The 16895-nt window shown below is 61.8% G+C and carries 23 protein-coding genes; 8 read left to right on the top strand and 15 right to left on the bottom strand.

Annotation, left to right across the window (positions count from 1 at the left end):
- Positions 1–68: 68 nt before the first annotated feature.
- Entirely contained in the window at positions 69–683 is a 615-nt protein-coding gene (locus FJ956_RS20010) for a methyltransferase domain-containing protein (protein ID WP_140678609.1), read from the top strand.
- A 266-nt stretch (positions 684–949) separates the two neighbouring features.
- Here FJ956_RS20010 and FJ956_RS31040 read toward each other — a convergent pair whose 3' ends face one another.
- The 13 genes from FJ956_RS31040 to FJ956_RS30555 form a co-directional block, all read right to left on the bottom strand.
- A complete protein-coding gene (locus tag FJ956_RS31040) occupies positions 950–1075 on the bottom strand; it encodes a hypothetical protein (protein ID WP_281405625.1) in 126 nt (41 codons plus the stop codon).
- Positions 1044–1628 (bottom strand): hypothetical protein, encoded by a 585-nt coding sequence (locus FJ956_RS20005; RefSeq protein ID WP_140678611.1) that lies wholly within the window; start codon positions 1626–1628, stop codon positions 1044–1046. The genes FJ956_RS31040 and FJ956_RS20005 overlap by 32 nt, the downstream gene beginning before the upstream one ends.
- 144 nt (positions 1629–1772) lie before the next feature.
- Positions 1773–2333 carry a hypothetical protein gene (locus FJ956_RS20000; RefSeq protein WP_246672095.1) on the bottom strand — a complete coding sequence of 187 codons (561 nt, stop codon included), beginning with the start codon at positions 2331–2333 and terminating at the stop codon, positions 1773–1775.
- Between the two features lie 186 nt (positions 2334–2519).
- Complete coding sequence (locus tag FJ956_RS19995) at positions 2520–3002, bottom strand: hypothetical protein (RefSeq protein ID WP_140678613.1); 483 nt, start codon at positions 3000–3002, stop codon at positions 2520–2522.
- Positions 3003–3485: 483 nt separating this feature from the next.
- Positions 3486–3815 carry a hypothetical protein gene (locus tag FJ956_RS19990; protein ID WP_140678615.1) on the bottom strand — a complete coding sequence of 110 codons (330 nt, stop codon included), beginning with the start codon at positions 3813–3815 and terminating at the stop codon, positions 3486–3488.
- A gap of 91 nt (positions 3816–3906) precedes the next feature.
- Positions 3907–4308: a hypothetical protein gene (locus FJ956_RS19985; protein WP_246672096.1), complete on the bottom strand. Its 402-nt coding sequence runs from the start codon at positions 4306–4308 to the stop codon at positions 3907–3909.
- A gap of 26 nt (positions 4309–4334) precedes the next feature.
- Positions 4335–6818, bottom strand: coding sequence for a hypothetical protein (locus FJ956_RS19980; RefSeq protein WP_140678619.1), 2484 nt, complete (start codon positions 6816–6818; stop codon positions 4335–4337).
- Between the two features lie 227 nt (positions 6819–7045).
- The gene (locus FJ956_RS19975; protein ID WP_281405624.1) at positions 7046–8008 is read right to left on the bottom strand and encodes a terminase family protein; all 963 of its coding nucleotides are present in this window, start codon (positions 8006–8008) and stop codon (positions 7046–7048) included.
- Positions 8005–9006, bottom strand: a complete 1002-nt coding sequence (locus FJ956_RS19970) for a bestrophin family ion channel (RefSeq protein WP_140678623.1) — start codon at positions 9004–9006, stop codon at positions 8005–8007. Before FJ956_RS19970 ends, FJ956_RS19975 begins: the two co-directional genes overlap by 4 nt.
- A gap of 248 nt (positions 9007–9254) precedes the next feature.
- Positions 9255–9608, bottom strand: a complete 354-nt coding sequence (locus tag FJ956_RS19965; RefSeq protein WP_140678625.1) for a hypothetical protein — start codon at positions 9606–9608, stop codon at positions 9255–9257.
- Between the two features lie 325 nt (positions 9609–9933).
- Entirely contained in the window at positions 9934–10620 is a 687-nt protein-coding gene (locus FJ956_RS19960) for a terminase family protein (RefSeq protein ID WP_246672097.1), read from the bottom strand.
- The gene (locus FJ956_RS19955; RefSeq protein ID WP_140678629.1) at positions 10568–10987 is read right to left on the bottom strand and encodes a hypothetical protein; all 420 of its coding nucleotides are present in this window, start codon (positions 10985–10987) and stop codon (positions 10568–10570) included. Before FJ956_RS19955 ends, FJ956_RS19960 begins: the two co-directional genes overlap by 53 nt.
- Positions 10980–11348: a hypothetical protein gene (locus FJ956_RS30555; protein WP_181170232.1), complete on the bottom strand. Its 369-nt coding sequence runs from the start codon at positions 11346–11348 to the stop codon at positions 10980–10982. Before FJ956_RS30555 ends, FJ956_RS19955 begins: the two co-directional genes overlap by 8 nt.
- 509 nt (positions 11349–11857) lie before the next feature.
- Between FJ956_RS30555 and FJ956_RS19945 the strand changes: the two genes are divergently transcribed.
- The 5 genes from FJ956_RS19945 (at position 11858) to FJ956_RS19925 (ending at position 14134) form a co-directional block, all read left to right on the top strand.
- The gene (locus FJ956_RS19945; RefSeq protein WP_140678631.1) at positions 11858–12181 is read left to right on the top strand and encodes a hypothetical protein; all 324 of its coding nucleotides are present in this window, start codon (positions 11858–11860) and stop codon (positions 12179–12181) included.
- Positions 12182–12307: 126 nt separating this feature from the next.
- On the top strand, positions 12308–12763 hold the full coding sequence (locus FJ956_RS19940) for a hypothetical protein (RefSeq protein WP_246672098.1): 456 nt from the start codon (positions 12308–12310) through the stop codon (positions 12761–12763).
- 233 nt (positions 12764–12996) lie between these two features.
- On the top strand, positions 12997–13266 hold the full coding sequence (locus FJ956_RS19935; protein WP_140678633.1) for a hypothetical protein: 270 nt from the start codon (positions 12997–12999) through the stop codon (positions 13264–13266).
- 76 nt (positions 13267–13342) lie between these two features.
- Positions 13343–13648: a hypothetical protein gene (locus tag FJ956_RS19930; protein WP_023803842.1), complete on the top strand. Its 306-nt coding sequence runs from the start codon at positions 13343–13345 to the stop codon at positions 13646–13648.
- A gap of 69 nt (positions 13649–13717) precedes the next feature.
- The gene (locus FJ956_RS19925; protein WP_140678635.1) at positions 13718–14134 is read left to right on the top strand and encodes a hypothetical protein; all 417 of its coding nucleotides are present in this window, start codon (positions 13718–13720) and stop codon (positions 14132–14134) included.
- 218 nt (positions 14135–14352) lie between these two features.
- Here FJ956_RS19925 and FJ956_RS19915 read toward each other — a convergent pair whose 3' ends face one another.
- Both FJ956_RS19915 and FJ956_RS19910 read right to left on the bottom strand, forming a co-directional pair.
- The gene (locus tag FJ956_RS19915; RefSeq protein ID WP_140678639.1) at positions 14353–14775 is read right to left on the bottom strand and encodes a DoxX family protein; all 423 of its coding nucleotides are present in this window, start codon (positions 14773–14775) and stop codon (positions 14353–14355) included.
- Between the two features lie 156 nt (positions 14776–14931).
- Positions 14932–15690, bottom strand: a complete 759-nt coding sequence (locus tag FJ956_RS19910; protein ID WP_140678641.1) for a tryptophan 2,3-dioxygenase family protein — start codon at positions 15688–15690, stop codon at positions 14932–14934.
- A 131-nt stretch (positions 15691–15821) separates the two neighbouring features.
- Between FJ956_RS19910 and FJ956_RS19905 the strand changes: the two genes are divergently transcribed.
- Both FJ956_RS19905 and FJ956_RS30550 read left to right on the top strand, forming a co-directional pair.
- Positions 15822–16289 carry an Lrp/AsnC family transcriptional regulator gene (locus FJ956_RS19905; protein WP_140678643.1) on the top strand — a complete coding sequence of 156 codons (468 nt, stop codon included), beginning with the start codon at positions 15822–15824 and terminating at the stop codon, positions 16287–16289.
- Positions 16290–16424: 135 nt separating this feature from the next.
- Positions 16425–16895 (top strand): hypothetical protein (locus tag FJ956_RS30550; protein ID WP_181181045.1); only part of this gene is annotated, 471 nt, incomplete at its 3' end.

The raw sequence follows: 16895 nt of genomic DNA, 5'->3' as shown, positions 1-16895 counted from the left end.
TTTCTTGTCATCTTTTGCGCACTTCTCGGTGCTACACACCGATCGCGGCGGGCAGGAGGAGGTCGAGAATGACAAGCCTTGCCGGCGCCTTGAAAAATCGCGGCAAACACGTCGTGAAGCGACTGCTTCGCTATGACAATCGCAACTGGCTGCGCATCCGCCAGATCGAAGCCTTCACGGTTTTCCTCGAAGCGGCCCACCGCAAGTCGCGCGACGTGATCGAGATCTCGCCGGGCTGGAACCGCTATTGGCGGGTGCTGTGTCCGGACTACCGCTCGGTCGATTTCCCGGACTTCGACATCTGCCGGGATCGCACCGAGGAGCAATATTCCATCGTCATCGCCGACCAGGTGCTGGAGCATGTGCAGCGCCCGCAGGCGGCGGTGGCCAACATCCATGCCATGGTGAAGCCCGGCGGCTGGGCTATGGTGGCGACGCCCTTCCTGTTTCGCGTGCATGCCCGCCCGCACGACTACAACCGCTGGACGCCCGCGGGGCTGAAGCAGCTGATGGTCGAAGGCGGCTTTGGCGAAGACGACGTGCAGGCCTTCGGCTGGGGCAACAAAGCCTGCGCCAAGGCGCATATCGGCGGCCCGGTGCGGGCCTATGGGGTGTGGCGGGACTTGAGCAACGACGAGGAATACCCGCTGATGGTCTGGGCGTTCGCGAAGAAGGCGGCTTAGCTAATCTCCCCCTTCGTGGGGGAGATGCCCGGCAGGGCAGAGGGGGGCGCGAAGGAACGCCAACCTCTCAAGGTTTTCAGCCTTCGGAGGCAAACGGAAGCACGGATAAGTCGGCAGGACAGCGCCCCCCCTCTGGCCTGCCGGCCATCTCCCCACAAAGGGGGAGATCGGCCAATCACCTGCGCTTCACCAACCTTGCATGCCGTCTCCAATACCACCAATCCAGCACGCGCCTTCGAAAGCTGCGTTTCATCGCGGTCATGGCGTCATACTCCAAGCAGCACGCGACGCTGGCCGGTGACGTCGCTCGGCGCAAGGTCGGTCTTGACGGTGGAGAGCGTGCCCTGGCGCTGCTCGAGCTCAGAGCGAAGCGCTGCTTCCCGCGCCTGCACGTCCTTGTCCTGCGCGGTCGGCGCCGGCGGCAGCGGCTTCAGTTCCGGTGGTTTTTGAAAGAGACACATGGTTCCTGCTTTCCCCGAGGTTAGAGGTTCTTATCCAGTCATAGAGGAAGAAATCTTCGCCGTTCCTGCCGTAGCCCGACAGGCGGCAGCGTTGCGTGGCGCCAAGCCTGTCCAGCCAGCGCAAGGCAAGATCGTTGTCGGCAAGCGCCCTCGCCTCCACCCGCCAGGCGCCCCTGGCCGCGACCTGGGGCCCGAGCACGGTATGGAAGAAGCGCGTAATCTCGGGCACGCAGCGCCTCATGCGGCGCGTGCCCCAACTCCAGGCGATCCAAAGCCCACTCCGCTGCTCGGCCGCGCCGAAGCCCGCCTCCGGATTGCCGTCGAGTTCGGCAGCATAGGCAAAGCCCTGGAGCGCCGTCAGCGCCAGCAGCGCCGGTGACCAGTGGTCGAGCTGGCAGTCGATCTCGGCCCGGTCCTCCGGGCGCAGATTGGCAGCGACGTAGGAGAGATCCCGCAGGGTTGCGGGCACGATGCGGATGGGCATGGACAGACTCCCGCCGGTCAGCAGCGAGGCCTGCCAGCGACGTGTTGGTCTAGAAACTCTGACGCCCTGGGCTTGGCGTATGTCTCGGAATTGTTCTACGGCTCGATATGATCGAGATACGCCTCGGTGAGTTTGGCGAGGATGCTATTCCTCATCGTAAGGCTCGACTATCGCAACGAAAATACCCAACGAATCAAGTAGATCAAAAGCGCGTTCCGAAATGACGAGGCGGAAGGGCACCGCGATCCCGAAGTCGTCCTGACCCGCCTTTCCATGCACTTTCAACCAAACGAAACGCGGCAGTACCACACCGGGTTGATCTTCCTGAAATTCTTCCGAGGTCGTCACCTCGGCGTCGGCGAACGTTGCGCCTGAAAAGCCCATCTTCTGCAATGCGCGCTGGGCTTCTTCAGTGACAAGGAAACAGGGAAACGTCGCAACAATGACATCCCCGAACCATGCGTTTACCTCATAGTGGAGCTTGGTTACGATCGGTGGATGAACGCTCGAGTCGAGAACCGTGCCTTTGCCCATCCCACCAGCCGGGTGCGGCCGTATTTTAAAAAATCGCATCAGAGGAAGACCGATCAACCCGCAAAGTTGTTGTCCACGAACATTTCCGCAAATTGCTGAGGCGTGAGTGTCACCTTGTTGTCTTGGTTGTCTTGCGCGCGATCCGGAAGTCGTCTTGACCAGCCTTTCCATTCACTTTCAACCGAACGAAATGTGGGAGTTCCAGCCCAGGTTGATCCTCTTGAACTTGCTCGCTCTCTCCCAGAGCATGCTACGGTAGCTGTCATCTGCCGCTCGCAACCGTTGACTTTGGCTTTCTAAGTATGCAACCCTTGATTGATCGACGTGCCTGACCAGCCACGCGCCGAAGCGGCCATGTTAAGGTATGGGCCGAACCGCGCGCGGTTCAAATTTTGGAAAGTGGCTCTGGTAATCGGGGATTTCCATCTTGAAGTCAAAATTCCTCTGATCATCGGGCATGATCGCCGGTGAATTCTGAAATGGCTTCACTTCGTGCTCATACACCAGCCGTTTGCCGAATGTCTTTCTGAACTCGATCATCCCATCTATCAAGGACTGTACATAGGCCCTTGGAGACTGATCGACGACTCTGGATTGGAGATCGTTAAGCTTGTGTACCAGTGTATTCTTTTTTAGAGGAGCCTCGGGATCAAAGATCCCATTCAGCGCATTGAGGTCTGGGTTGTATGGATTTTTTTGGGGGCCATCCGCGAAATAAGCATCGGGACCCGAAAAGTAATTATCAAGAAGGTCCATCGCGAAGCGCCGGGCGTCCTCCTGACTGATCGAGGCACCACGGGTCCCAATGGGAGGTAGCCCCCGCCTTTCAATTGATCCCATTAACATGGCTCCTTAATCTATATAAAAACGCTATCTACGATGGATCTCAAATGCAGCTCGGATCGAAGTTCTTTATTTCTGCCGCGACGCTCATTTTTGCCACGACGCTTCCGAGTCTTGCCCAAGGTGTCTCCAACAGCTATTCCATAAAATTTGCTCTAAAGACGAGCGACGGGCGATATTTCGGCGGAACTGCTGTGTGTAAAAAGAACTCCGACTGCCATGTGCAGTTCGACAAAGGATTCCGAATGAGTCTTATTGACTACAAAGATAGCTATAGCTTCTCTATATACAATATAAGTGACGATCCCTCCCTGCAACGATGCTGTTCATTTGAAAACGGAAAAGACACCATCTCCTTATATCGAAAAAACAGAAAACACGCTGTGAGATTGTACCATTCGGTGAGACAAGATCTTTCTTATGTGAAACTTATAGTATACGGTGATATTTTCATAGATACGTCGGGCAGAGATTAATGCTCTACTGTAAACTCATCATCACGCTAACATAAATTAATTGCTTTATAAGCGACATTCTCAGATTTGGATCGACCGTATCGCCCAATAGGCTGCGGCTCAGTGCTCGCGTGGCTTCGCGTTGCGATTTGTTGCCAATCAACGACATAATGGCATCTTCAGCGATAGAGTTCGGCAACGGCTGAACGTCTTCTATGCCGAGCTGACGTTGAGCGGAAACCGACCAGAGCATAGCGTTCTGATAGCCTTTGGTGTTCGACACATTTTTCCATGCCGCATCCACGGTCGGAAAAACTTGGCGAATATAGGTGGTGGAATTACGGTGACAGTGCACGATTTTCCGTTCGGTGGAACGAAAACATGGCGGACTTCAACAACTGGAATCATGTTCAAAAAATGAATGCGTTGTCGCCGCAATATCCATGCTACTCGCCGTCGTAAGGCTCGACTATCGCAACGAAAATACCCAACGAATCAAGTAGATCAAAAGCGCGTTCCGAAATGACGAGGCGGAAGGGCACCGCGATCCCGAAGTCGTCTTGACCCGCCTTTCCATTCACTTTCAACCAAACGAAATGTGGCAGTACCACGCCGGGTTGATCCTCTTGAAACTCTTCCGAGGTCGTCACCTCAGCGTCGGCGAACGTCGCGCCTGAAAAGCCCATCTTCTGCAGCGCGCGCTGGGCCTCTTCAGTGACGAGGAAACAAGGAAACGTCGCAACAATCACATCCCCGAACCATGCGTTTACCTTGTAGTGGAGCTTGGTTACGATCGGTGGATGAACGCTCGAGTCGAGAACCGTGCCTTTGCCGATTTCACCAGCCACGTGCGGCCGCATTTTAAAAAATCGCATCACTCACCTATTGGAGGATTGAACAGATGCCCGTATTTCCTGTCGATGTAACTCACGTAGTCTAGGACTTGCTGCCGTGTTGGTTGAGGATGCGCCTCGTAAAATTCGCCCCACTCGTACCGCAAAATGACTTTGTGCAAAAGGTTGTCCAAGCCTTTTGGAATACCACGAAGATTCTGGAGAGAGTGTTCCTCGTCTGCAGCGACGATGCCAGGAAATTTTTCCCATATCTGTCGCTCCGCAGCATGGTGTACGACAACTTCTCCTTGCAGATTCGGGTTCGCATCAAGAAAGGTTTTGCGGTAGTTTTTGGAGATAGTCCTCCCCAACGAGGCCCCTTGATACTTTACCTTGGAAGGATCTCTTGCGATCGACTTTATGATCTCAAGAACCTCGCCCTTCTTGAGTTTGGCGCCGGTGGCCACACGAAAGGCAGCATCCTCCGCGGCTTTGACCAGAGATTTCGTCTCAACCGCTTGGCGAGCCACCGCGGCATCAGCGGCGAGCTCCGACTTGGCGCGCGAACCACTCGTCGCAAACTTCTCGAGCGGCTTGGTAAACTTGCCCGTCGCGCCGCGGACGATGGCCAAGCCTTTTGCAACAGCTTCGCCGGCTGCCTCTGACGCCAAGCGCCCATCGGCAACAACCCCCGAGCCGGGGGTGACCGGCAATCGTTCAAGGAAGTCCCAAGGGGAGTCGCGTAGATCTTGGAGGATCAGCCCCATGCCGTGCGGGGCACGGCCAAGGGCCTCGAAGCCCTCGCTGAGGTAATTGCCGAAATCCTCTGCGGCTTGTCGAACTGCAGACTTGGGTTCGCCGGGACCCGCCGAAGAAGGCGATTGCTCCCCTGTCGCTGCGGTGGTGATCGGATCGATGTCGGCTGGCTGATAAGACCCAGCTTGGTCTAGCTGTTGAGATAAAGCTTTCCGGGTCGCGGGGTCGGCGGCTGCTGCCAGAAGACCACTCAGGATAGTGTTCCTGTCAGCCTGCGACACGCCTTTCTCGCCGAAACCATCGGCGATACTTTGGATCACGGCCTTGGGTAGAGGTTGGGGATTTTCGACGCCTAATTGCCGTTGCGCCGCAACAGACAGGGCGATCGCCCGATTGTATGCTTCCCGATCGCTGTTCCCGGGCTTGCCGGCTTGGCCGGTAACGTCGCTCCACGCGGCCTGGACATCAGGGAAGACATCGCGAACATAGCCTGCAGGATCTGCCCGCCTCTCGCCTAAAATTTTGAGGGCTGCAGCGGCCGTGACTTGATATCGCGCCTGATCTTCCTTGGAACTTCCTGGAGCCGGCTCGACATCACGCAGCGCTGCGTGGATCGCCTGGTTCGGCATGGTCCGCATGCCGAAGGCTTGGCGACCAGCATCAATCTTTCGACCGAACTCCTGATACCGCTTGCCACCCTCCTCGACACCATAAACTGCGGTGAAGTCCGCAGGGCTTGGCATGGCGCCGGAGTAGCTGCCCGTACTGGCAATCGCGTCCGGGGCGTTCTGCGAGGCGAGATCGATGTTGGCGTGCGCCTCGATCAGCCTGTTCATTGTCGCGGCGCGCGCATGGCGGAGCAGTTGCCGAATACCATCGGACGATAGGTCGGCACGAGGATCGATGATGGGATCGCCGGCTTGGCGGTCGCCCGCCACCGGTGCGGCGCTGAGCATCTCGGTTGCCCGCCCCGGATCCCGCACGATCAGCGCTTCGATCCGCGCCGTTGCCGCGCGGTCGCGCCAATCGGCTTCGGCATGCAGCCTGCTCTGAGGGTCAAGATTCATCTTGGCGATGAGGTCGAGGCCAGCATGGCGGGCGGCATCGAAGGCAGCGTGGTCGTCCGGGTCGCTCTTCGCGATTGTGTCGAGCTCTTCGGTTTGAGCTGCCGCCAACTGGTCCTGCTCATACTGGGCGCGGCACTGATTTTGCCGCGTCGCCATGCGCACCGAGCCTGCCTCTCGCAGGGCCGGCTTGCGGCTGGCGAGGCCGGCGCGCAATTCGGGCGGCGCCTGTTTCAGGAAATTGTCGAACAGCGTGTCGAACCGGCCTTTGAGCACGACGCGCCCGGTATGCGGATCGACCTCGCCATACATGGCGTGGTGCAGGCCCTCGCCGTCGGCCGGCGCGTTGGCCACGGTGTCGGCCTCGGCGCTGGCGATCTCGCCATCGAGCCTGCGCGCCGCGATCTCGGTGTCGAAGGCCTGCTGCCGCGCCATGCGCCGCTCGTAGTGAGCGGCAACCTCCTGCCAGTAGGGATCGAGCGACCCGCCTGCCGAGGGGGCGGGCGCCACACGGCCGGGATCGGGGCGGCGCTGATCGGTGAAGAGAGGAATGATGTGGACCATCGACTGCTCCGGCACAGCTAGCTTTTGACGATTGGGGACGGCGACGCGGCGCGACCGATGCGGCGGCGACGGTCGCAGGTTTTCTGGATCGAGGATTTTGGAGAGGCCGGGATTGCCGGCATTGCGGGCGGCCAGAACCACGGCCGGAGCGGCCGGAATTACTGGGAGTTGCAGGTGACGGAACCGCGCTTCGTCATCCTAGGGCGAAGCGAGGAACTGAGCGACGAGCGCAGACCCTAGGATCCATGCCGTGACGCTAAGGCATTGCAACGCCTGCAGAATTCTGCGCCGCTGCACTCCGTGGCAGGGGTCACGGCATGGATACTCGGGTCAAGCCCGAGTATGACGATGGGAGAGGCGACGGCGCCTCACCTGAAAGCCCCCAGAGGATCGCTCTGCCCCGCCGGCCGCCTCGCCGCCTTGAACTCCGCCGGATCGACGATCGCCTCGCGCAGCATCATCACGCCGTAGCGGGTCGCGGCCATCAGGTCGTCGCGCAGCTTGACCACCTGACCGTTCTTGCGGTGGAACAACCTGAATTCCTCGAACCAGGCGTGAAGGGTGGAAAACACCTTGAAGCGGCCGGATTGCATGCGGTCGAGCATCTCCATCAGCCCGGCCTCGACCGAGACCGAACCGTCGGCGAAGCGGGCGTGGCCGGTCAGCATATTCAGCCCGTGCGCGGCATATTGCTTGGCCAGCGCCACGCCGGCGCCTTCCAGCGTTTCGCGGCGGCCGTCGCGTGGCCAGGCGAAGGGCAGCCATTCGCCCCAGGCCTTCAGCGCCAGCGCCTGCATCGCCGGCGTCTGCTGGGAAGCCCGGTGAGCTTTCGCGACATAAACGACGTCCGCCTCGGTATCCCAGGCAAGCTCGACCGCGGCCGAAGGATGATCCCAGCCGAAATCGAGCGCGCCGATGCGCGGCCACCAGCGCGGCAATTTGAACGGTTCGCAGGCGATCGCCTCCTCCGCCACCGGGAAGATGCGGCCGGAGCCCAGCACCGGAATGCCCCGCGCGCGGGCTTCACGCTCGTGCTCGGGATAGGCGGCGACGATCTCAGCGCGCTGCCCGGGCGAATAATGTCCGGCATCGTCGATGGTCATGAAGGTGACGTGTCGGGACATGGCAAACCTTTCCCTTCTCCCCTTGTGGGGTCCGAAGGACGGGCGAGACCCGTGGCTCGCCCCGGGCGGTGGATCGGCGCGCAGCGCCGAGACGGATGAGGGGTGCTCCAGCGAAGTGAGACGCTGGCGTTTCCTGGAGCCCCCCTCTCCGGCTGCTGCGCGGCCACCTCTCCCCGCTCTCGCGGGGCGAGGAACTGAGAGCTTCACGTCGCGATGTCGTTCACCGGCGCCAGCGGCGCGGGAAGCGCTGTCTCGCCAAGCCCCCGGCGCAGCTCGATCTCGATGTCGCGGCAGATTTGCGAGATCGGCACGTCGTTGGCGTTGCCTTCGAACGGATTGGCGCTGCTTTCGCCGACAAGGTCCAGCGACATGTAGACCCAGCCCAGCAGCGCGCTGAACGGGATAGTCAGCCAGATCGAGACCCAGCCGAGCATGCCGCCCAGCTTGGCCATGTCGGCGAAGACCGGAACGACGCCGAAGGGCAGCAAGGTGCAGAAGATGATCATGAACATCGAGCTGACGATCGCGTATTGCCGGGGATAGGGATTGTTCTTGATGCGATCGCAACGCGCCTGCTGGTCCTGGAAGTCGCGTATCAGCTTGACCAGCTCGGAGTAGATCTGCGTGGGAATGGCTGAACTCTTCAGCAAGCCGTTGACCTCGGCCAATTGCCTGTCGAGAAGCTCTATCGCCGGCTGCGGCGATTTCAGCACGCTTTCGGCTTCCTCGCCGAGCAGCCTGCGCAGTTCCTCGGCAAGCGACGTCTTGTCCTCCTGGATGTGATAGCGGCGCCGCCGGAACTCGATGTTGGCCGCTTTCGCCAGCGATTCCCACGGCATCGGCCGCCGCAGCGAAAAGCGCAGCGTCGTCAGCCAGGCGAGATGGCGGAAGATCAGCTGCCGGGCGGTGGCCGCATCCATGAAATCGCGGCAGAAGCCGGACAGCATCCGGCTGCTGGCGGTGATCTGCGAAAAGGCCTGCAGGGCCTCGTTGGCGCGGGTGAAGACCTGCGAATTCTTGAAGCCGGTGACCAGCGACACCGTGGTGCCGAGCACCAACACGACCGACCATGGCACCGAGAAGCCCGCGGTCGCCGGAAGGCGGTAGGCGGCTATCGCCAACCCGCTCACCACGACCATGTAGATGACGCTGCGCCGTGACCAGAGCGCGAAGTCCAGCAACCTGTAAGAACGGCCTACATACATTCCTGAAATCCCTCACGGCATGCAAATCGCGCGACCGCGCATTCGCGCACCATAAGCGGTGGAAATCGTTTTGACAGGGCCTGCGGCCTTCCCTTCTCCCCTTGTGGGAGAAGGTGGATCGGCGCGCAAGCGCCGAGACGGATGAGGGGTGTTCCAGCGGAGTGAGACGCCGGCTTTCCCTGGAGCACCCCTCATCCGTCGCCTTCGGCGACACCTTCTCCCACAAGGGGAGAAGGGGAGCCCAACGCTCAGCCCTTATAACCCTCGTTGACGCAGTCGTTCTTCCAGGCCCAGTCGAAATCGGCCTGCGACATGGACGAGCCAAGACCCGGCTCGACGTAAGGCCCGGCGCCGTCGATATAGACGATGAAGCGCGCTTCCTTGGTGAAGATACCGACCTTGCTTATGACGACGCCGCAGGTCTGGCCGGTCGCGCTGTCGCCGGTGAGGTCGACATGCGAGAAACTCGCCGCCGGATCGTTGATCAGGCCGCGCATTTTGGCTTCGGCCGAAGCGATCGCATCGGCGCGCCAGTCGCCGGCGGAGCCGGAGCAGGCCGAGAGCAGCGCGCAGGCAAGGAACAGGTTCGGGAGAGGTCGCATGTCGGCTCCGGATCGCGGCCGGACGCTACTCGACCTTCGGTTGCGGCCAAAGCGGCATCGCAAATCATGGTTTCGGCGCGGTTTCCTGATTGGCGCCGTCGCCGAAGCTGCTGATCTCCCCCTTGTGGGGGAGATGTCCGGCAGGACAGAGGGGGCGCTGTCCCGCCTGCGTATCAGCCGTCAAGCCGGTGTATGAGTGGTCGAGATCGATCCATAATGGTTCAAGGGAGCACGCAGCCGCGGTTAGAGTTGAGGTAAGCACTCCACGGCGCCCCCCTCTGCCCTGCCGGGCATCTCCCCCACGAGGGGGGAGATTGGCCGTGACCTACGCCTTGCCAATCCTCTCCACCTCGCCCGCGCTCAAAAACCGCAGCACCACATCGCTCATGCCGAGCAGCGGCGTGAAGGTCACGATCGTGATGCCGTCCGTCGCATTGGTGCGCGTCAGGCCCTCTGAATAGATATCGAGCGGCGGTTCCTCGTCGAACCAGACCCCGTGCAGCGTCTCGCCCTGCCATTTCTCGCGGCCTTTTTCGTAGCTCTTGAACGAGAGCACGCTTTCACCGGCCTGCACGTCGCTGCCACCGCCCCAGCGCACGACGACGCTGTCCAGCGCTCCCGGCGCGCCGCGCCCCATCACCGTGTCGGCGATGGCATTGGCCGGGATCATGCCGGTGCCCCATTCGGCCTGTTGCTGCGGCGGACCGACCAGCACGCGCTGCGGGTTGTCGCGCGTGCCTTCGCCGGTGACGCCGGCGGCCCAGAGCCTGACGGGCTGGTTGAACATCTTGCCTACCCACCAGTCGGGATAGCGGCCGGTGAGATGCATGGCCCATTCCGCGCCCCCTGCCCTGGTCTTGCCGAGCTGGTTGCCGGCCATGAACAGGCGCTCGCGGTTCGTTGCCCCTGCCGCGTGAAATTCGGCCTGCCGCTTGTAGGGCGCGTAGGCTGCAAGAAGGTTACGACGACGGCGTCGGTCCATCTCCTCGAGCAGAGCCAGATAGGTTTGCATCGCTGTCCAGGAGCGGGCGAAGGCTCGCTTCGAGGCCGCGGATGCGGCTGCGGATCTCCTCATCGCTCAACTGCCCGAGACTGGTTTGCTTGGCATCGACACCGTCCGAGAATTCCTTGGCCGAAAAATCCTTGGGCAGCATCGTCAGCACGACCTTCAGATACTGCTCCGGTTTTTCGGCCCGCACCGCGGCGATGACGCCGGCGCCATGGGCGCGGAAGTCGGCACGAAGGGCTGCCGCGAAATCGTCGACGAGCGTCTTTCGCGGGCGTTTCGGGCGGGTGGGCGTAGCAGCCTCGGCCTGAGAAGGTCTCGGCCTTCGCCCTGCCCGCTTCGCGCCGCCGCGGCGCCTGCTTTCGTCAGCCATGGGTGGCCGCTTGCGATGGCGCGGCTTTCGCCGCCTTGACCTTGCGGACCTTGCGCGCCGGTTTCCTGCGTGGCCTAGCGCCGGCCTGCTTGGTGGCCCAGGCATCGGCGCTGGGCGCGGCCATTGCCTTCAGCTTCGCCGTCACCGCGCGGACGGAGGACGGGCCGAGGCCGTGGCCCGAAAAGCCGAAACCGGCGACGGCGTCGATCGGCCCGCCACGCACCATCCCGATGCGCACGCCCGGCGCGACCTGCTCGGCGCGGCCCGAGCTGCGCGGCAGGCTCGAGCCCTCGAATTCGCCAATGGCGCTGACGATTTCGGCGCCGTCATCGGCGGTGATGATGGTGGCATAGCGTGGCATCTGGGCCTCGGTGTTGCAGATAGAATGGATAGGCAGCGTTCCTTCGCGCCCCCCCTCTGCCCGGCCCGGCATCTCCCCCACAAGGGGGAAGATTGGCAGTTCCGCCGACGGCTCTCATCCTTGCAACATTGGCGATTAGCGAAAGCCGAAGGCGACATCTGATCTTCCCCCCTGTGGGGGAGATGTCCGGCAGGACAGAGGGGGTGTCCCGACAGCGCCTAAAAGAAATGGATGCGCCAGAAACAAAACCCGCCGGGCGGCGGGTCGTTGGCGCAAATCAGCACCATGGACAAAATAATAGCATAGCTGCCTTCACCGGGCAATAGATTCTAGGTACATTTTCCTACATTCCTCAAAACCGCAGCGTCCGGCGCGCCACACTCATAGATTGAAACGCCGGGCCAGAGCACAGCAAATTTTTGTCGGAACCAACCTTGGTCCGACGGGTTCCGTCCTTAGTCGCAACGTGACGGACGACCGTCTCGCAACAGAGGAGAAGAGAAGAGATCATGCTTACGAAGATTCTTGCAGCTTCGGCCTTGACCATCGGCCTCGCCACGGCGGCGATGGGCCAGACCGCCGGCACCGCCGGAAATGAGGGCGGCGGCAGCGGTCAGACGATCACCGTCGACCCGAAGACGCCAGCCAGCCCGCCGCCCGATCAGGCCGGGCCGCCCGATACCGGCACAACCGGCAGCGTCACAGGCGGCGACATGAATTCAAACGCCGACAAGAACTGCCCGAACAGTCCGCAAGGCGCGGTGGGCGATGCCAACAACAGCACCGCCGGCACGATGCAGCCGAACGTGAACGACAAGAACTGCGGCAAGTAAGGGCATCGGGCTCGCAGCACAGGGCCGTGGAGCACGCTCCGCGGCCCCGGTGTTTTGGCCGGGCGGCGCGCTCGCGGGAACAATGAGGCGTCATGGCCGTTCCAGGATGCAAAAAAGGAGAGACCGATGGCAGACAATGACACCAGCACCACCAATTCAGCCAACGGCAACGCGCGAGCCACCGCCGCGCGCAACCGTTCCGCGTCGCGCAGCAGCGCGCGAGCCACGCGTGCATCGGAAGACGCGATGAAGAAGCAGATCGCCGAGTTGAAGCGCGAGGTGAGCCGTCTGAACCGCGCGCTTTCCGAACAGGCCGAGGAGACCGCCGAGGCTGCGCATGGCTGGTACCGAGGCGCGGCCGACCGAGCCTCGACCCTTTACAGCGGCGCCTCCGACCGCGCGTCGCGCGCCGCAAGCCAGTTGCGCAGCCAGGCGCATAGCGTTTCGGAAACGGTGCAGCAGAATCCCGGCACCTTCTCGACCGCGATGTTGATCGGCGGCCTGGTCGGGTTGCTGGCCGGCATGGCAATCAGCAGGAATTCCGACCCCGAGCCGGACTGGCTGCATCGCTGGCACAGGTAGACATTTCCGGTCCGGCTGCCACCCAGCCGCGACCGCCCAAAGTAATGAGCGCAGGCTGCTTGCGACGGCCGCGCAGAAAGGAAGGCCGGCCATTGCGCCCGGCCCTTTCTTTCCAGTCTTTTTCTTTTCAAGGTTGTGCTGGGGGCCGCCCTGTTGCCGTGGCCGGTTGTCTCGGGCTGGTCATTAGCCGGTGCTTATGGGATCATTCCCTAAGGGAATCGCGGAGAGCAGGCATGGACAAACCTGCCATGGCATCCGTCTTTCGGATGCGGCATGTGCCAGCAAGCATTTCGGGCGTTCGCAGCCTGGGCCGGGGCCAGGCCGATCCGATCTTCCATTCGAGGCCGCTCGGCGAGGCGATCCGCTTCATCGCCCAAGCCGAGGGCCAATACGACCTCAGCGCCGTCGCCGTCTTCTATGGCGACCGCCAGACGCCGCTGCTCGGCAACCGCGAGATCAGGCAGCTCTGGAGCGAATATGGCGAGCGGTGGATGGACGCCTGATCCGCGCCGGCTTTTCCCGCCCGGATCGGAAACGCCCCTCATGCGTTCTTGAGGCGAGGCCAATGGGAGGAACGCCATGAATGTCGCCAATCTTCAGCTCGAGGGCCTCCTGATGGCCGTCGCTTCGATCAACCAGGTGCTGGTGCGCAAGGGCGTGCTGACGGTCGAGGAGATCGACATCGCGCTGCGCAAGGCGGAGGCCAGCGAAACCAGCGAGGAGCGCTCGGAAGGCATGTCGGCCTCGAGCCGCGACGCTGTCAACTTCCCGATCCGCCTGCTCGAGCTCGCCAACCAGTGCCAGCCGGAAGCGGACATGCCGTCCTTCTCCAAGCTGGCCCGCATGGTCGGGCAGATGAAGGAGCCGTATAACGACCAGATGTGAGCTGATGATCAGGATCTAGCGCCGCCTAGAGAATCCAGCCTATGTTGGCTGTGGGAGACTCGGGGGCGCATGAATTACTGGTTGAAGTGGCTGTTGATCAATATCGCCGCCCTTGCCGCTGCTAGCGTGATTGGCTTGATTGCGCTCTCGCAGGTTTATGTCTTGAAAATCACCGTAGCCCGCAACCCGGCCGCGCCGTTCGTCCTGGCCTTTATCGTTTCCTTGATTGTGGCCTTCTCTTCCCCGGCAACACGGTTCAAGCCCCGATTTATAGTCCTAAGCAGTATATTCTTGGGTGAATTCGTTCTTTCGTTTGCGGCCACCCATGTAATGCTTCTGATGATCCGCACCTATTGGGGAGGCGATGTCGAAGCTTTCAAGCCTTGGGCATATGCCGGGCTGCTCGTCCCTTTCATAACAGGTGTGACCGGCTTCCTGATATTGCGGCGATATCGCCTCCCCGACGTGGCAGAGGTGTTCCGATAGCGTGGAGCCCATGACCGATCTTTCGAGCAAAACTTGCGACGAGTGCGGGAGTACTTACTTCGCTGAGACCGGTACAATGGCTAATCTCTGCCCTGAATGCGCCCACCGCCTCTACGGCTATGCCAATTGCGATCACCGGTTGGAAAATGGGCGATGCCTTGCCTGCGGCTGGGATGGCAGCCGTTCGGAGTACATCGCCCAGCTTCTTTCGCAGTGATTCACGCCCTGCCCGGCCAGCCCTGGCGCAGCGCCAGCACGCTGCCCGGGCCGTGGACGGCGGCGTAGAGCAGGCCGGCGGCGAACGGGAAATGCGACATGAAGGCGCCGAACTCGGCCTGGTTTCCGGCCCAGTGCGACGGGCCGTGAAAGGCGAAGCCAAGGAAGACGACATAAACCGCGCCGATCAGCGCCAGCGGCGTCATGAAGGCGCCGGTGAGGAAGGCGACGACCAGCAGCGTTTCGAGGATCGCCGCGCACCAGGCCAGGAACAGCGGGAACGGAAAGCCGGCGGCGGCGATGTAGCCGGCGGTGGCGCCCATATCCATCAGCTTGAAGGCGACGCCCATGGCGAACATGGCGGCGAAGATCAGGCGAGCGATGAGAATGGCGGCGGTCTGCCAGGTCGATTGAGTGTTTTCCACGAGTGTCCCTCCGGATTGTTGAAGCGGTTGATGCTCCAAGGACGGGCGGAGGGAGATGGTTCCGACAGGGGGTGGAAAAATTTCTCCAACTGGATGGAAAAGGGAGAGGTCGGCGGGACAGAGGGGGGCGCGAAGGAACTCGGGGCCTTGCGACCTCTAGCGCTGAGCGCCCGCCTGCGGCGGATGGCTGATCGATTCGCGCACGGTGCCGTATTCAGCGCCCCAGCGGTCGGTCATGTCGCAGCGTATGTCCCAGAGTTCGGGGAAGAAGCGGTGGCGGGCGCCGCCTTCGAGGATCTCCACCGGCCGGCCCTTCAGCGACTTCGCGCCGAGCCCGATCGAGCGGTGGATCAGATAGAGGTGGTTGGCGCGGAATTTCTGGAACAGCTCGTCGAACTCGATCAGCGCCTCGGCCACGACATAGGGATCGCCGTGGTCGTAGTGCTCGTCATAGATGTCCTGCACGGTCAGCCCGCGGCCGTCGAGATAGGCATGCCTGAAGGCCCGCCAGAGGTCCGGCGGCAGGCGCAGCAAGAGCTTGAAGCCCGGCGATTCCTGGCCGCTGCCATTGCCGAGCTGCAGGCGAATCTGCTGGTACTCCTTGGGTGACATGGTCTCCAGGAGATCGAGCTGCGCCGTCATCATGCGCATTAGCCGGTGCACGCGGCCCATCAGCGTGACGATGCGGTGCGTGTCCTGTTTCTCCAGATAGTCGAGGACATCGACCAGCGTGTAGGCGATCAGCTTCATCCACAATTCCTCGACCTGGTGCACGATCTGGAACTGCAGCTCGTCGGCGTTGACCATGTCGGAGAGCGGTTTCTGACAGGCGAGCAATTGATCGCATTTCAGATAGACGCCGTAGTCGCGCATCTCCGGCGTCTCGATGCGGGCGTGGTAGTCCGTCTTGTCCATGGCTCATCTCCTGGCGCGGGCAGGCGCCAAGGATAGCGCGTTCGCGCTTGAACATTGTTCCTTTCTGTTATCCAGTATGCCTAAATTGGAGGACGATACTTCGTCTTTTATAGGTATTTGGAGAACGCTTCATGCTGGATATGCTCGACCGCAAGATCGTGGCGGCCCTGGAGCGCGACGCGCGCATCTCCTTCGGCGAGCTCGCCGAAGAGGTCGGCCTGAGCAAGACGCCGTGCTGGAAACGGGTGAAGGCGCTGGAAGAGGCCGGCGTCATCCGCGGCTATTCCACCCGTGTCGATCCCGCTTCGATCGGTTTCGGCATCGAGGCCTTCATCCAGGTGTCGATCGACTTCGAGGTGTCGGACGCCTTCGAGGCGGCGGTGCGGAAACATCCGCTGATCCGCCGCTGCTACGCCACGACCGGCGAGGCCGACTATCTCCTGCAGATCGTCACCGTCGACATGAGGGCGCTGGACAGGATGCTGCGCGAGGAGCTCAGCCGGCTGCCAGGCGTTCGCCGCACCGTCACCTCGATGGCGATGCGCGAGATCAAGGGCGACATCTCCTTTGCCGAGGCGGCGGCGCGTGCGTCGCTTTAGGAGCTGCAAGGTGATTTGAGGCCTCGGCGGACCCCTCCCCAGCCGCACGGGCGCCGCGCCGGACCCTGACTTTTTCTGGCATGGTCGAAGAACGGGCGCCGAACCGGTCTATAAGTCGGGATCGGGGGTATGCGGGTGGCTGATATCATCTCAAGCAGAATCGGTGCGGAGCCTGTCTTGTCGGCTGAGCGTCTGCGGTTTTTCACATCGGCGGCGAATGCCGACGTCGCGCGCCGTATCTTCCCACAACTCAGAAGCAGTTCGGCAGCGGTGCTGCTTGCATCGACCATGCTGCTGGCGACGGCCATGGCAACCCACGCCGCGTCGGTCCTGCCGGAGCCGTGGGACGGAGTCCACCGGTCGATGGACCCGGCTGCGCTCATCCAGGACGCCAACCGCGCTCTTGTGGCTCAGGCCGTAGGTGGCAACGGCGGAAATGGCGGCAATGGTGGGAATGGCGGCAGTGGGGGGAATGGTGGTAACGGTGGTAACGGCGGCAACGGTGGAGCCGGCAATGGCGGTTCCGGCGGCAATGGCGGCAACGGGGGAAATGGCGGCAACGGTGGCAACGGTGGTGGCGCCGGCAATGGCGGTTCCGGCGGGAAT

The sequence above is a fragment of the Mesorhizobium sp. B2-4-3 genome, assembly GCF_006442815.1.
In the GTDB taxonomy this organism is placed as follows: domain Bacteria; phylum Pseudomonadota; class Alphaproteobacteria; order Rhizobiales; family Rhizobiaceae; genus Mesorhizobium.
Note: the sequence above shows the minus strand (reverse complement) of the source record. Positions and strands in the feature narration are given on the sequence as shown.